12 protein-coding genes are annotated in these 14,569 nt (G+C 72.6%); 4 read left to right on the forward strand and 8 right to left on the reverse strand.

Features of this window, described 5'->3' with window-relative positions:
- Positions 1 to 33 precede the first annotated feature (33 nt).
- Positions 34 to 2,079 (forward strand): bifunctional aldolase/short-chain dehydrogenase, encoded by a 2,046-nt coding sequence (locus HS041_RS18170; RefSeq protein WP_196441844.1) that lies wholly within the window; start codon positions 34 to 36, stop codon positions 2,077 to 2,079.
- Between the two features lie 121 nt (positions 2,080 to 2,200).
- Here HS041_RS18170 and HS041_RS18175 read toward each other — a convergent pair whose 3' ends face one another.
- Entirely contained in the window at positions 2,201 to 2,920 is a 720-nt protein-coding gene (locus HS041_RS18175) for a glycoside hydrolase family 16 protein (RefSeq protein WP_196441845.1), read from the reverse strand.
- 157 nt (positions 2,921 to 3,077) lie between these two features.
- A complete protein-coding gene (gene pdxR, locus HS041_RS18180; protein ID WP_196441846.1) occupies positions 3,078 to 4,538 on the reverse strand; it encodes a MocR-like pyridoxine biosynthesis transcription factor PdxR in 1,461 nt (486 codons plus the stop codon).
- Between the two features lie 225 nt (positions 4,539 to 4,763).
- On the opposite strand from pdxR, the gene HS041_RS18185 reads away from it, so the two are divergent.
- Positions 4,764 to 5,693, forward strand: a complete 930-nt coding sequence (locus HS041_RS18185; protein ID WP_196441847.1) for a DMT family transporter — start codon at positions 4,764 to 4,766, stop codon at positions 5,691 to 5,693.
- On the opposite strand, the gene HS041_RS18190 is transcribed toward HS041_RS18185, so the two are convergent.
- From HS041_RS18190 to HS041_RS18210, 5 genes are all read right to left on the reverse strand, one after another.
- The gene (locus HS041_RS18190; protein WP_196441848.1) at positions 5,674 to 7,173 is read right to left on the reverse strand and encodes an AAA family ATPase; all 1,500 of its coding nucleotides are present in this window, start codon (positions 7,171 to 7,173) and stop codon (positions 5,674 to 5,676) included. The two genes, HS041_RS18185 and HS041_RS18190, sit on opposite strands and share 20 nt — an antisense overlap.
- Before the next feature lie 82 nt (positions 7,174 to 7,255).
- Positions 7,256 to 7,873 carry an FMN-binding negative transcriptional regulator gene (locus HS041_RS18195; protein WP_196441849.1) on the reverse strand — a complete coding sequence of 206 codons (618 nt, stop codon included), beginning with the start codon at positions 7,871 to 7,873 and terminating at the stop codon, positions 7,256 to 7,258.
- Positions 7,874 to 8,000: 127 nt separating this feature from the next.
- A complete protein-coding gene (locus HS041_RS18200) occupies positions 8,001 to 9,077 on the reverse strand; it encodes a glycosyltransferase (RefSeq protein ID WP_230879112.1) in 1,077 nt (358 codons plus the stop codon).
- Between the two features lie 195 nt (positions 9,078 to 9,272).
- On the reverse strand, positions 9,273 to 10,223 hold the full coding sequence (locus tag HS041_RS18205) for a sensor histidine kinase (protein ID WP_196441850.1): 951 nt from the start codon (positions 10,221 to 10,223) through the stop codon (positions 9,273 to 9,275).
- A 133-nt stretch (positions 10,224 to 10,356) separates the two neighbouring features.
- Entirely contained in the window at positions 10,357 to 12,216 is a 1,860-nt protein-coding gene (locus tag HS041_RS18210; RefSeq protein ID WP_196441851.1) for a SpoIIE family protein phosphatase, read from the reverse strand.
- A 132-nt stretch (positions 12,217 to 12,348) separates the two neighbouring features.
- On the opposite strand from HS041_RS18210, the gene HS041_RS18215 reads away from it, so the two are divergent.
- Positions 12,349 to 13,059 carry an ANTAR domain-containing response regulator gene (locus HS041_RS18215; protein ID WP_230879113.1) on the forward strand — a complete coding sequence of 237 codons (711 nt, stop codon included), beginning with the start codon at positions 12,349 to 12,351 and terminating at the stop codon, positions 13,057 to 13,059.
- A 48-nt stretch (positions 13,060 to 13,107) separates the two neighbouring features.
- On the opposite strand, the gene HS041_RS18220 is transcribed toward HS041_RS18215, so the two are convergent.
- On the reverse strand, positions 13,108 to 13,488 hold the full coding sequence (locus HS041_RS18220) for an STAS domain-containing protein (RefSeq protein ID WP_307845352.1): 381 nt from the start codon (positions 13,486 to 13,488) through the stop codon (positions 13,108 to 13,110).
- 194 nt (positions 13,489 to 13,682) lie between these two features.
- Between HS041_RS18220 and HS041_RS18225 the strand changes: the two genes are divergently transcribed.
- A complete protein-coding gene (locus HS041_RS18225) occupies positions 13,683 to 14,459 on the forward strand; it encodes a SigB/SigF/SigG family RNA polymerase sigma factor (RefSeq protein WP_196441854.1) in 777 nt (258 codons plus the stop codon).
- The last annotated feature ends 110 nt before the right edge of the window (positions 14,460 to 14,569 follow it).

Here is a 14,569-nt window from a genome sequence, read left to right on the forward strand (position 1 = left end):
TCAAACCACTGTGAATCTATTAGGGGATATGTAATGACATCGCCGGTTGAGCAACTGCTGCGGCGCTCGCACGCGCTGGGTGCCGACCCGCGCAACACCAACTACGCCGGCGGGAACGCCTCCGCCAAGGGGACGGAGACGGACCCGGCGACCGGCGGCGACGTCGAGCTGATGTGGGTGAAGGGCTCGGGCGGTGACCTGGGCACGCTCACCGCGGCGGGCCTGGCCGTACTCCGGCTGGACCGGCTGCGCGCCCTGGCCGAGGTCTACCCGGGGGTGGAGCGCGAGGACGAGATGGTCGCCGCCTTCGACTACTGCCTGCACGGCCGGGGCGGTGCCGCCCCCAGCATCGACACCGCCATGCACGGCCTGGTCGAGGCCGCGCACGTGGACCACCTGCACCCGGACGCGGGCATCGCGATCGCCACGGCCGCCGACGGGCCCGAGCTCACCCGGCGGATCTTCGGGGACCGGGTGCTGTGGGTGCCCTGGCGCCGGCCGGGATTCCAGCTCGGCCTCGACATCGCGGCCGTCGCCGCCGCCAACCCCCAGGCGATCGGGGTGATCCTCGGCGGGCACGGCATCACCGCCTGGGGCGCCACGTCGGACGAGTGCCGGGCGCGCTCCCTGGAGATCATCCGTACGGCCGAGGCGCACATCGCCGAGCACGGCCGCCCCGAGCCGTTCGGCGCCGTGCTGCCCGGCTACGAGCCGCTGGAGGAGCAGGCCCGCCACGAGCGCGCCGCCGCCCTCTTCCCCCTGGTACGCGGCCTGGCCTCCACCGACCACCCGGTGGTCGGCCACTACACCGACACGCCCGAGGTGCTGGACTTCCTGGCCCGCGCCGAGCATCCGCGCCTGGCCGCGCTGGGCACCTCCTGCCCCGACCACTTCCTGCGCACCAAGGTCGCCCCGCTCGTGCTCGACCTGCCCGCCGACGCGCCGGTGGAGCGGGCCGCCGCGCGGCTGCGCGAGCTGCACGCCGCCTACCGCGAGGAGTACGCGGCCTACTACGCCCGGCACGCCGATCCGGACTCGCCGCCCATGCGCGGCGCCGACCCGGCGATCGTGCTGGTTCCCGGGGTGGGCATGTTCTCCTTCGGCAAGGACAAGCAGACCGCCCGGGTGGCGGGAGAGTTCTACGTCAACGCGGTCAACGTGATGCGCGGGGCGGAGGCGCTGTCGTCGTACGCGCCGATCCCGGAGGCGGAGAAGTTCCGCATCGAGTACTGGGAACTGGAGGAGGCCAAGCTCCGCCGCATGCCCGCGCCCAGGCCGCTGGCCGCCCGCGTCGCGCTGGTCACCGGCGGCGGCTCCGGCATCGGCGCGGCCACCGCCCGCCGACTGGCGGCCGAGGGCGCCTGCGTGGTGGTGGCCGACCGCGACCCGGCCGCCGAGAAGGTCGCCGCCGAGATCGGGGCCGGGGCGCCGCGGGCACGGGACGCGGCGATCGCCGTACGGGCCGACGTCACCTCCGAGGAGGAGGTCGTCTCGGCCCTGCGGCAGGCCGTGCTGGCCTTCGGCGGCGTCGACCTCGTGGTCAACAACGCCGGGCTGTCGTTGTCGCGCTCGCTGCTGGAGACCAGCCTGGACGACTGGGATCTGCAGCACGACGTGATGGCCCGCGGTTCTTTCCTGGTCTCCCGGGAGAGCGCCCGCGTCATGATCACCCAGGGGATGGGCGGGGACATCGTCTACGTCTCCTCCAAGAACGCGGTCTTCGCCGGGCCGAACAACGTCGCCTACGGCGCGGCCAAGGCCGACCAGGCCCACCAGGTGCGGCTGCTGGCGGCCGAGCTGGGCGAGCACGGCATCCGCGTCAACGGCGTCAACCCCGACGGGGTGGTGCGCGGCTCGGGCATCTTCGCCTCCGGCTGGGGTGCCAACCGGGCCGCCGTCTACGGGGTGGAAGAGGACAGGCTCGGAGAGTTCTACGCCCAGCGCACCCTGCTCAAGCGCGAGGTGCTGCCCGAGCACATCGCCGCCGCGATCTTCGCGCTCACCGGCGGGGACCTGTCGCTCACCACGGGCCTGCACATTCCGGTGGACGCAGGCGTCGCCGCCGCCTTCCTGCGCTGAGGCCGTCCCGCCCGGCCCCCGGTACGGCGCCGTACCGGGGGCCGGGCGGGACGGGGACCGGGAAGGCCACCACCGCCGGTCTCCGGCGCCGCCTGGGCCGTCTCCCGCCGTCACAAGGACGCTAGTAGCCCTTCAACCGGTAGATCTTCACCCAGTCGACGTACATGCTCACCGTGGACGGGGTGGAGGCGTTGCGGCACGGCGACCACTCGTTGCACGTCACGTCGTTCTGCAGGGCCAGGTGCATGGAGTGCCCGCGGGGCACGTTGGCTCCCCGGTAGTCCCACACCTTCTCACCGTCCAGCCAGAAGGTCAGCCGCCCCGGCAGCCAGTCGACCGCGACCGTGTGCCAGCGGGTGAAGTCGGTCCTGACGGTGCGCTGGGCCTGCCGCCGCTCGCCCCGGTGCACGAAGATCCCGCCCGACCGGCGGCTCGGATCGATGATCTCGGCGAAGTCGACCTCGGCGTAGTCGGGCTTGCCCTGGACGTCCGGCCACAGCAGGGCCAGCGGGGTGTACCCGGCGCCGCGTTCGGCCCTCATGCGCACCTCCCAGCGTCCGTACTGCTGCGACAGGTGGCTGGCGATGCCGCCGGAGAGGTCGGTGCCGCCGTACATCCCGCCCTTGAGCCGGAGGGTGCCGCCGCTGACGCTGGCGGCCCTGCGGGTCCGGGGATTGGTCTGCGCACCGGGGGAGTGGTAGACGGCCCACGTGCGGCCGTCGACCCGGGTGCCGTCGAAGTGCTCCTCCAGGACCGGCTCGCCCCAGCCGGGATCGGCGAGCGCTTCCTGCACGGGGAGGAGGGAGAGGGACAGGGCCGTTGCGGCAATGCCAAGGGACATCCTGCGAATCGACATGCGCCCCATCAAAGCAGTGATCTACCGCCGATAACGGACTTATTGTGATTTCGCGGTTGTCTCGCAGCCGGACATCGTGACCGCGCTCCGGAGGCCCGCCGGGCCCGCCCCTTCCCGGAGGAAGGGCGCAAGCCGCGAACGGTCAGCCGGCGCCGAAGCACTCCGCCAGCAGCCGCAGCCCCTCGTCGATCCGCTCCGGCCGCACCGCGCCGTAGCCGAGCACGAGACCCGCCTGCGCAGGCTCCTCGCCGCAGTAGCCCGCCAGGCTCTCCACGCCGACCCCCGCGCCGCGGGCGCGCGCGACGACCTGCTCCAGATCGATCGCGGCGTCCGGCGCGAGCCTCGCGCACAGGTGCAGGCCCGCGGCCGAGGGCACCGGCCGCAACCGGTCCGCGAAGCGCTCCCGGAGCACCGTCGTGATCTTCGCGTGGCGTGCCGCGTACTCCCGGGTCGTCTTGCGGATGTGGCGCGACAGCAGCCCTTCGTCGATGAAGCGCGCCAGGGCCCCCTGGGCGATCAGGTCACCGTGCCAGTCGGCGAGTCGTTTGGCGCTGAGCAGCGCGGGCCGCAGCGAAGCCGGGGCGACCAGGAAACCGAGCCGCAGCATGGGCAGCAGCGTCTTGGAGAAGGACCCGACGTAGACGACGCGACCGCACCGGTCGAGGCTCTGCAGCGATTCGAGCGGGCGGCCCCCGAAGCGGTACTCGCTGTCGTAGTCGTCCTCGATCACCACGGCGTCGTGCCGCTGCGCCCAGGCGAGCAGCGCGGCGCGGCGCGGAAGGGACATCGGCGTGCCCAGCGGGAACTGGTGGGAGGGCGTGACGTAGACCAGCCGGGTGTCATCCGGCAGGGCCGCCACGTCCAGCCCCTCCGCGTCGACCGGGACGCCGGTCACGCGAGCGCCCAGTGACCGGAACAGCAGCCGGGCGGGCGGGTATCCCGGTTCCTCGACCGCCACGCGGTCGCCCGGCTCGATCAGCACGCGGCCGACGAGGTCGAGCGCCTGCTGCGCGCCCTGGGTGACCAGGACGTCGCCGGCGCCGGCGTGCACCGAGCGGGAAACGCCCACGTACCGCGCGATCGCCTCCCGGAGGCCGGCGTGCCCGGCGGGCTGGGCGTACTCCGGGAGCCCGACGGTCGAGCGGCTGAGCTCGCGGGCGACGAGCCGCCGCCACGTCTCCAGCGGGAACAGCGCCGGATCGGGGGTGCCGACCCGGAAGTCGTACAGCGGCCTGCCGTCACCGGCCGTGCTGCTCCCGGGCGCGGCGTGCCCGGGGCCGTCCGGGGCCGGTATGGACCGCCACACCGGCCGGGGCCGCACGTCGCCGCCCGCCGGGGCGTTCCGCGGCCGCGCGCGGGCGAGCGGCTGCGCGCACACGAACGTGCCCGCACCGACCTTGCCGGTGAGGAAACCCTCGGCCGTGAGGCGGTCGTAGGCCACCGTCACCGTGTTGCGCGCGACGCCCAGCCGCCCGGCCAGCTCGCGCGTGGGCGGCAGACGCTCCCCGGGCTGCAGGCGGCCGTCGAGGACGGCCTCGCGCAGTTGCCGGTAGATCCGCGCGGCCAGGTCGCCGCGTCCGGCGAGCCCGATGTGGAACTCCATCCGCCTCCCTCATTGGCCCAATCATTATGGTCGATATTGGTTCTTACATATGGCCAATCACATTTCTAGGATCCTCATCGACGCGATTGCGAGGAAACGAGGTCGGGAAGTGGAGACGGTGGCCGACACACGGTCCGTCCGGGGGCGTGGGTCACGCGGCGCCGGTGCCGGGAGGCGGGGCCGGGCCGGAGGGCGGGCCGCCGGCCCGGCCCGGGGCGTGATCCTGTGAGCGGGCGCGGCTGGGTCCTGTTCGCCCTGATGAGCGTCATCTGGGGTATCCCGTACCTGCTGATCAAAGTGGCGGTGGACGGTGTCTCCGTTCCGGTGCTGGTGTTCGCGAGGACCGCGGTGGGCGCCGCCGTACTGCTTCCGCTGGCGCTGGGCGGGGGCCGGTTGCGGGGCCTCCTCCGCCACTGGCGGCCGCTGGCCGCCTTCGCGGCGATAGAGATCATCGTGCCGTGGTGGTTGCTGTCGGACGCCGAGCGCCACCTCACCAGCTCGATGACCGGCCTGCTCATCGCGGCCTCGCCCGTCATGGCGGCGGTGGCCGGACGGCTGGCCGGCGACACCGAACGGCTCGGCGCCACCCGGTGGGCCGGCCTGGCCGTGGGGCTGGCCGGGGTGGCCGTCCTGGCGGCGCCGGAGCTGCGCGGCGGGGACCCCTGGGCGATCACCGAGGTGCTGCTGGCCGCGGCCTGCTACGCCGTCGCCCCGATGATCGCGGCGCGACGGCTGCGGGACGTCCCGGCCCTGCCCATGACCGTCGCCTGCCTGGGGCTGGCGGCACTGGTCTACACACCTCCGGCGATCATGACCTGGCCGGACGCGCTGCCCGCCGGCCGGGTGCTCGCCGCGCTCGCCGGCCTCGCCGTCGTCTGCACGGCGCTGGCGTTCGTCGTGTTCTTCGCCCTCATCCGGGAGGCCGGCGCCTCCCGGGCGCTGGTGTTCACCTACGTCAACCCGGCCGTCGCCGTCACCGCGGGCGTGGCCGTGCTCGCGGAGCCGCTCACCGTGCCGGTCCTCGTCTCGTTCGCGCTGATCCTCGGCGGCTCGGTGCTGGCGACCGCGTCCCGGGGCCGCGGCAGCCGCGGCGGCCGGGGACGGGCCGCCACCGCGGGCGGCGGGGTCCGCGAGATCAGCGGTCGCGGCCGATGAACATGGTGAAGCCCTCGCCGCCGTGGTCGCCGGGATACGCCTCGCCGGAGACCGTCACGGGCGGGTCCTCGTCCGCGTCGTGCTCTCCCGACCCGAGGAGGGCCCGGGTCAGCGTCTCGCGCTCGCCGAGCATCTCCTCCAGCGCGGTGCCCAGGTGCGCGTCCGTGAGCGTGGAGACGGCGTTCCCGGTTCCGGCGGCGTTGCCGCGCAGGGCGATCAGCACCGCGCGGCGCAGCAGTTCCTTGAAGAACGAGGCGGTCGCGCCCTCGGTCTTCGCGACGACCGGGCCGAGATCGGCCTCCAGGCGCAGGTCGCGGGCGTAGAGGCGGAGCAGTGCGGCCCGGCCGGCCGCGTCCGGCTTGGGGATCTCCACCGCCAGGTCCACCCGGCCCGGCCGGTCGGCCAGCGCCCGCTCCAGGACCCCCGCCCGGTTGGTGGTCAGCACGAACGTCACATCCGAGTCGGCGCCCACCCCGTCCATGGCGTCGAGCAGCGCGAACAGCAGGGGGTTGCCCTCGGGATGGAACGAGCGGTCCATGGCGACCAGGTCCACGTCCTCCAGGATGACCAGGGCGGGCTGGAGCCGCCGCGCCAGCCCGGCGGCCTCGCTGACGAACCTGATCGCCGACCCGGTCATCACGATCACAGTGGAGCCGGCCAGCCGGCCCATCAGGTAACGGACCGTGTGGGTCTTGCCGGTTCCGGGCGGGCCGTGCAGCAGCAGGCCGCGCTTGAGGTGCTGGCCGTGCTCGCGCAGCCGTGCGGCCAGCTCGCCGATGCCGACGATGTGCCGCTCCACCGTGTCGAGCACGCCCTCGGGCAGCACCACCTGGTCGGCGGAGACGGCCGGCCGGGGCAGGAAGCTCACCAGGTCGTTGCCCCGGTGCTCGCTCCACGCGAACGACAGCACCTGCCCCCGGTAGACGTCGTGCTCGCGCATCAGCCGCCCGATCTCGTCGCGGACGGCGACGGCGTCGCGCCGCTCGGCGGCCAGCACGGTGACCTCCGCCTGCGGCGCCCCGTGCTCCTGGGGGCCGCGCAGGCCGACCACCACGGGAGACCCGCCGGGGGAGCGGGTCAGGACCAGCCCGAGCGCGATGACCTCCATGGTCTCGTCGGGGCCGACCGCCGCCGTGGCGTAGTCGACCGCGCCGATCTCGAACCACTCGAAGCCGCGCGCCGAGCCAGCCAGCATGTTCACGTAGTCGTTGTGCTCGCGGCCCTGCCCGGAGATCCCGAACCACTCGGCCTGCGGGCTGTGGCGGGCCAGATAGGCGTCCACGCCGCGCTGGAGGTTGGCGTGCTCCCAGGCCGCGAAGGACTCGGTGATCGAGACCACGTTTTTGAGGTCGCAGCCGAGATGGCCGGTGACCCTGGCCACCAGCTCGGGTGTCCCCTTCGCCTCGGCCAGGACCGTGTGGGCCTCCTGCATGAGGGCGCCGAGCGCTCTGGACAACTCCTTGGCGTCACCGAGATCCATGATTCATCGCCTCCCGTACCCTGACCCTGGCAGAGGGGTACGGCGGGCGCACGGGATTTTCCCCCCAATCCTCGCGTGGGGGTCATCCCTCCGATCTCCGCATGAGATGCGCGAGGGCGGCGGCGTCGCCCGGTCCGCCGCGTTCGGCGAGCCGCCCGGCGACATGCCGCCGGTGCTCGGCGTCGGCGTTGCCGCCGTACTTGAACTTGCCGTCGACCTTCCGGACCGTCAGCCGCAGGCCCCGGATCCCGGCGAAGCGCCGTTCGTGCTCGGCGGGGTCGACCAGGGCGCCCTCCGGCTCCAGCCGGCCGATCTGCGCGCGGAGGATCTCCGCCTTGCCCTCGGCGTCGGTGACGACCTCGGCGTGGCAGAGGAGCTGGACCGCCGCGTAGTAGGTGGTCGGTATGCCCCGGCGCGGGTCGTCCTCGCCGGGCAGGATCTTCCACGCGCCCGGGACGTAGGCCCAGTCGCCCGCGACGGACAGCAGCACGGCCGGGTTCTCCTCGATCGCGGCCCAGATCGGATTGGGCCGGGCGAGGTGGAGCAGGACCATGCGGTCGCCGGTGAGCAGGAACTGGGTCGGGACGACGACCGGGACCTCGCGATCCCGTCCGGCGGCGACCAGGTGGCCGAACTCGTTGGCCCGGACGAAGGCCAGTGCCTCGTCCTCGGTCGCGGCGTCCCAGGGATGAATCAACATGCGGTAAAAGGTATATCCATCCAGAAGCGCCGATCAACGCGGGCGTGGAGCGGCCCCCGCACGGGCCCGGAGGAGGCCGTACGGGGGCCGGAGTGTGAGCCGAGGCGGACGGTCCGGAGCGGCGGGGTCAGTGCTGGGCGGCGAGGGCGTCCTCGTACACGCGGACGAGCTCCTGGCTGATCCGCTCCCAGGAGTAGCGGGAGCGGACGCGGTCGGCGGCCGCGAAGCCCAGCGCCGTGCGCCGGGTGGGGTCGGCGAGCAGCTCGCGGGTGAGCCGGGCGGTCTGCGCGGGACGGTCCGGCGCGACCAGCAGGCCGGTGACCCCGTCCACGATGGAGTCCAGGTGCGCGCCCACCGCAGAGGCGATGACCGGCACGCCGCAGGCCATGGCCTCCAGTGCGACGACGCCCCCCGCGGCCTCACGGGGCAGCGAGACCACCACGTCGGCGCTGCGCATCAGCTTGGGCATCGAGGCGTGCGGAACCTGCCCGAGGAAGGTGACGCGGTCGTCGACATCGAGCTCCTTGGCCAGCAGCCGGGCACGGTAGGCGTCGGGGTCGTTGTCCAGGTCCGCCGCGGCGGGCCCGCCGGCGATGAGCAGTTCCGCCTCGGGGATGCCGCCCAGCGCCCGGATCGCCGTCCGCACGCCCCTGGCGTCGGACAGCGGCCCCACGTGCAGCAGCCGCGGCCGGGTGCCGCGCGGTGCGGACGGTCCCTGGCGCCGGAAGCGCTCGACGTCGACGCCGCAGGGGACCACGGCGATGTTGCGGCGCGGCACGCCCAGCCGGATCAGCTCCGACTCCTCGTCGCCGCATCCGGCGATCACCGCGCTGGCCCGGCGGCCGAGTGCGCGCTGCAGCCGGATCTTCCTGGCGTCGTCGGTGCTCTCGCTCTGCCGGGTGAAGGTCTGGGTGACCGGTACGTGCAGGCCGCTCGCGCCGGCGATGGCGGCCAGGCCTCCGGTCCAGGAGTGGGCGTGGATGACGTCCGGCCGGTCCTGACCCCAGCGGCGCATCAGCTCACCGCCCAGGTCCGGGAGGTAGGGCAGCACCCCGTCCTCGGGCAGGTCCTGGGCGGGTCCCGCGGGCAGATGCTCCAAGGTGACGCCGTGGGCCACCCGCACGCGCGCCTTGCCGGAGTCGGAGCCCCTGCGCGTGTAGATCGTGACCTTGTGCTCCCTGCCCAGTTCGCGGGCGACGGCCATGATCTGGTTCCGCTGCGCGGAGAGGCCGGACTGGTCCTGAGTGGCAGACAGGGCGTCAGAAGAGACAAATGCAATATTCACGGCACACCTCTGGGGGAGATAGGCATGGAAAGCCTGGACTTCCAGGGGTGCCTGCGTCTTAGGCACTCATCTGTATGCCTGAGACCATACCCGGATCGTCGCCGCGTGCAAACCTCAGTATTTCCGACTCTGTCGCAATTCTTCCGCACGGGCGCTCGGCACGTGCAGTTGGACCGCGCATCCGCCCTGGTCGTGGTGGATGTCCAGCCGGTCGCAGAGCTGCCGGGCGATCCAGAGCCCGTCACCCGGGCCGGAGCTGGGGCTCGGCGGGACGAAACCGGCGAGCGGATCGGTCAGGCCCCCCGCGGGACGGTGGATCTGACAGGTGATCGCGCCGAACCTCTCCCACAGATGGGCGGTGACCGGCGGGTCCAGATGCGTGGCCACCTCGTTGACGGCCACCGCGAGCAGGGTCGCCCGATCGCGGGTCAGCCCGAGGAAGGACGCCTGGTCGGAGACGAAGGAACGCAGCGCCTGCAGGCTCTCCGCGCGAAGGGAGACCGCCTCCGCCGGAGGCTGCGGCAGCGGTACGGCGTCGCACTCGCGGACGAAGTCCACCGGGGCGGTGTACTCGGGACAGGGCACCGTGGCGCCGTCCTCCAGCAGCACGGGGTGCGTGCGCCGTGCGGCCGTCATCAGGCGCGGTTCCAGGACCCGCGCGTCGTACGGGCAGATCATCCAGAGGTTGGTGCCCTCCATCAGGAGGTTCAAAACCGACTCCATGCGCTGCCAGGACAGCATGTCCCGGGGGGAACGGCCGATCCACATCGGCTCGGCGATCACCCGGACGTGCCCGCCGTACGGCGCCTCGGGCCCGCGCCGCCGCCAGTAGCGGTGGAAGGCGGTGGTGCGCTGCACCGGCCGGCGCCCCAGGAAGGCGGTCTCCGCGTAGTCCACCCGCCGGCCGTCGCGGCCCAGGGCGTCGCTGAGCAGATCGAGGTTGGCCGAGGTGGTCACGACCAGCACCGGATCACCCTTGGCCAGCCCGTCGGAGATGAACGGCAGAGCCATCGCCAGGAACCGCTCGTCGGAGTCGTAGACCGCCGCTTGGTGGATGGAAGTCATCGCGTTCCTGTCAGGCGCGGGCCGGGGCGCCGGGACCCGGCCGGTGATCTCGTCGTCTCGCCTGCACTACCTCGTCTCCGCGTCGCTCGACCCTGGCGCACACCGGGCGGTGAAACGCTAAGTTATACGATCCTTACACAACGCGTAGGGCAAGTATCACGATCTCGTCCCACACTCTTCCTCCGGAGAACGCGTGGCGGTCCTCCTCGACGGTCTTGACCACGGCGGCCGGCGCCTGCGAGACGCACCGCGCCAGGACGTCGGCCAGCCGGCCCTCGCCGTAGGCCTCGCCCCGGTCGTTGCGCGAGGTGACCAGCCCGTCGGAGTAGAAGAGCAGGGTCTGGCCGGAGGCCATCGTGATCTCCTCGCCGAACGTCTCGCTGTCGGGCGAGATGCCCAGCGGCACGCCGCCTCCGGCGGTGAAACGCACCGTGCCGTCGGGCTGCAGCAGCGCGGCGGGATGGTGGCCCGCGCTGGCCAGCCTGATCCGGCGCCCCTTGACGAACCCGGCCACCGCCATCACGAACATGCCGGTGCGCTGGGCGGTCAGGGCATGGTTGAGCTTGCCCAGGGCCTCGCCGGGGTCGCTCTCCCAGACGCTGAGCACGCGCAGCCCGTTGCGCACCATGGCGCTGACCGAGGCGGCCTCCTCGCCCTTGCCCGCCGCCCCGCCGAGCGCGAAACCCCACCCGCCCGCGACCGGGAAGACGTCGTAGAACTCGGCGCCGACCGGGCTGGAGCCCGCATGGTAGATGGCCGCGGCCTCGAACCCGGGGATGTCGGGCAGCGCACGGGGCACCACGCTGGTGCGCAGCGCTTCGGCGGCCTGGGAGCGGTCCTGGAAGCTGCGCCGGGCCCGCAACGCCAGCCCGAGGTGGACGCCGATCTCCTCCATGAGGCCCAGATCGGCCAGGGTGAACGGCTCGCGGTCGCGTGACCGCAACAGGGTCAGGGAGCCCGCGGGGCCGTCCTCTCCCTGGATCGGCACGCACAGCACGGAGGCGGCGCCCATCACCCGCAGCAGCGGCGGCCCGTCGGGGACGCCGCCGAGCAGCGTCTCCTCCTCCAGCATCTCGTGGACCACGCCGGAGCCGCCCGACAGCACGTGGGCGACGAGCGGTGCGGCCAGCGGGTTGAGGCTCTCGACCAGCCGGACCAGCTCGCCCACCGGCCTGTCGGCGGGACCGAGCACGCAGGCACGCCGGGGCGAGCCGTCGCGGACCACGTCGGCGATCACCCAGTCGGCGAGCTCGGAGGCCAGCAACCTGGCGGCCCGGGTGACGGTCACCGGCTGGCGCAGGCTGTCCTCGTCCAGCAGCAGGCGGGTCATGCGGGACAGCAGTTCCTGGCGGCGCGCCGCGGCGAGCACCAGGGCGGCGTCCGAGCGGTCGACCGGCCCCACGGGCGTCTCGGTGACCTGCGCCTCCACCGGAAGGACCAGGACCGCGGTCATCTCGTGCGGCTCGCCCGGCATGGTCAGCCGGGTCAGGGCGAGCTGCACGGTGTGCGCCCGGCCCTGGTGGGCCAGCCGGGTCTGGAAGGTCACCGTCCGGCCGCCCTGGCGCACGGCGGTGAGGTGGGAGCGGAACGCCGCCCGCCGGGAGACGTCGACGAACAGCGCGAACGAGCGGCCGATCAGGTAGCCCGCCGGGCTGCCCAGCATCCGGGAGGTCTCCGCGCTGATCCGCCGGACCACTCCCGAGCCGTCCAGCACCGCCACCGGGACCGGGAACGTCTTGAACACCTGGCGCAGCAGCTTCAGCTCCCGCTGCGAGCCGCTCTCCCGCCCCCCCGACCGCCTGGGCGCCCTGCGCAGCTCGTGCAGGGCGGAGTCCAGCAGCTCGCGGGCGGTGTCCAGCTCCGCGAGAGCCGCATCGAGTGTGGACCGCGGATCGGCTGGGTAGGCGGAGCGGGTCTCGCGCAGCGAGGAGACCCTGGCGGCCAGCGCGCTCAGCGCCTGTTCCAGGGCCGGAAGGCCAAGGGCTTCGGTCAATGCTCGTCCTAGTCGCCGGCCGGGAGGAGGCTCGTCCCGTCGTAGACGCTACGCCACCCGGTGAAGCTTATCGATGTGCGGTCAGATAGTGATTAAGTTATCCATACGGGGAAGGGGTCGCACGACATGGATATGGTGACGCCCGTTCTCGCCCGTGACCTTGCCGCCCTCGGCAGGGTCAGTGAAGAGACGTCGAGCGAGAGCGTACTCCGCGGGCTGACGGCCACCCTCGCCGGCGGCGTGCCCGGCTGCGCGGGCGGCACCGCCGAGCTCTGGCAGCAGGAGCGGCTGGTGGTCTCGGCCTCCCACAGCGAGCTCGTCATCCTCGTCGACAGCGAGAGCGAGCTGGGCGAGGGCCCCTCGGCCGAGGCCCGGGTCACCGGCGGCCACGTGATCGTCCCGGACGTGCTGCGGGACTTCCGCTGGCCGGACTACTCGGCCATGGCGGTCCGGTGCGGGGTCCGCTCGGTCCTGACGGTGCCGATCAACGTCGAGCGCGCGGTCCTGGTCCTCGGCCTGTACGGCGTCCGCCCCGACGTCTTCGCCCCCCGGGGCGTGCCCTCGCTGGCCGGCATGCTGGCCGAGCAGGTGACCGTGGCCCTGGCGAACATGTGGGACTACGACGAGGTGCGCACCGACGCCGCCCAGATGCAGGAGGCGCTGGCCGGCCGGGCCGTCATCGACCAGGCCAAGGGCATCATCATGAAGTCCAGCGGATGCTCGGCCGAGGCCGCCTTCGACGAGCTGCGCCGGGTCTCCCAGCACCACCAGGTGAAGGTGGCGGACCTGGCCAGGCTCCTGGTCGACGAGCACCAGCGCAACCGGGGCGCCAAGCGGGACTGACCCGCCGCGCCACCCGGGGGAGAGCGGCGCCGGACGGACCGGCCGAGGTCAGGCGGACCGGCCGAACGCGGCCAGGGCGTCGTCGATCGTGTCGTAGAGCGGCAGCCGCTGCGCCAGCCCCGTGATCCACATCACCCTGGTCTTGGCGTACTCCACCCCGATGAGGGCGAACCTGCCGCCTTCCGCGGTGCTGACCTGCCACTGGTGGACGATGAGCCCGAGCGCCCGGGAGTCCATGAAGGTCACCCCGCTCAGGTCGAGGACCATGTCGGCGCCGTGCTCGGCGGCCTCCGCCGCCAGGTAGTCGGCGAACTGATCCCTGGTGGTGGCGTCGAGCAGACCCGTCACCCGGATCACGTTGACCCCGCCGACCGCCGCCGACTCCAAGGTCAGGGCAGCCGAGCCATCGCCGTTCTCCGACACCGTCACCCAAATCCTCCTCGCCGTTCGCATAGCAACCTTACTGTTACCTGGCGGGGAGTAATACTCCCGCAATCGGGGGAATACTCGATCCGAGGTCCAGCAGAGGGCCTCGCCTCGAAAAGTGGTCGAGGCGATGCCGTCTGCCCGGAAACTGCTCCGCTGGCGTCGGCGCCGCTCGACAGTCATAGCAGGGAGCAGCAATGTCTGTTCAGGCAATCGAACTCAACGACATGACCGCCGAGGAACTCCTCGCAGAGATGGTCCTGCCTGAGGTCTCCGAATACCGCGCAGAGCGCCTGCGTGAGCGCATCGTCGAGATGCACCGGCCCCTGGCCATGGAGATCGCCCGCCGTTACCGCTACCGGGGCGAACCCCTGGAGGACCTCCTCCAGGCCGCGTACGTCGGACTGATGAAGGCCATCAACGGGTACGACCCGACCCTCGGCCACGCCTTCCGCGGCTATGCCGTCGTCACCATGACCGGCGAGGTCAAGCGCCACTTCCGCGACCGCACCTGGGCCATCCGGGTGCCGCGCGTCTACCAGGAGCGCAGGGCCGAGCTGAACCGGCTGGTCGCCGACCTCAGCCAGGAGCTCGGCCGCGCCCCCACGGTCGCGGAGCTCGCGGTGAAGATGAACATCTCCGAGGAGGACGTCCTGCTCACCCTCGACGCCTCGGCCGCCTACAGCGCGCTCTCGCTCGACGCGCCGCTCGGCACCGAGGAGGACGCGGCCGCGCTGGGCGACGTCATCCCCGACGAGGACGACACGCTGTCCGTGCTGGTGGACCGCGAGGCGGTCAAGCCGCTGATCGACAAGCTGCCGTCGCGGGAGAAGAACATCCTGCTGCTGCGTTTCTTCGGCAACATGACCCAGGCCGAGATCGCGGCCGAGTTCGGCATCTCCCAGATGCACGTCTCCCGGATCCTTCGCAAGGTGCTCGACCAGCTCCGCGAAGAACTCGTCGCGGAATGCTGAATATGCCCTCCGTTACGGGGCACCGGAATCGGCGGGGTCTGAGGTGGAATAGAGTGCGTTTCGGTGAACCCCAGGCACTCAGGGCGGCGCTGCCGCGGTACAGGGGAGGC

It is taken from the genome of Planomonospora sp. ID67723 (genome assembly GCF_015711605.1).
GTDB lineage: Bacteria > Actinomycetota > Actinomycetes > Streptosporangiales > Streptosporangiaceae > Planomonospora_A.

Coding starts and splice junctions, on each gene's coding strand:
- HS041_RS18215 (WP_230879113.1), top strand. CDS start 12,349: ATGGTGACGCCCGTTCTCGCCCGTGACCTTGCCGCCCTCGGCAGGGTC.
- HS041_RS18200 (WP_230879112.1), bottom strand. CDS start 9,077: ATGGCCGTCGCCCGCGAACTGGGCAGGGAGCACAAGGTCACGATCTAC.
- HS041_RS18195 (WP_196441849.1), bottom strand. CDS start 7,873: ATGTTGATTCATCCCTGGGACGCCGCGACCGAGGACGAGGCACTGGCC.
- HS041_RS18170 (WP_196441844.1), top strand. CDS start 34: ATGACATCGCCGGTTGAGCAACTGCTGCGGCGCTCGCACGCGCTGGGT.
- HS041_RS18175 (WP_196441845.1), bottom strand. CDS start 2,920: ATGTCCCTTGGCATTGCCGCAACGGCCCTGTCCCTCTCCCTCCTCCCC.
- HS041_RS18205 (WP_196441850.1), bottom strand. CDS start 10,223: ATGACTTCCATCCACCAAGCGGCGGTCTACGACTCCGACGAGCGGTTC.
- pdxR (WP_196441846.1), bottom strand. CDS start 4,538: ATGGAGTTCCACATCGGGCTCGCCGGACGCGGCGACCTGGCCGCGCGG.
- HS041_RS18190 (WP_196441848.1), bottom strand. CDS start 7,173: ATGGATCTCGGTGACGCCAAGGAGTTGTCCAGAGCGCTCGGCGCCCTC.
- HS041_RS18225 (WP_196441854.1), top strand. CDS start 13,683: ATGTCTGTTCAGGCAATCGAACTCAACGACATGACCGCCGAGGAACTC.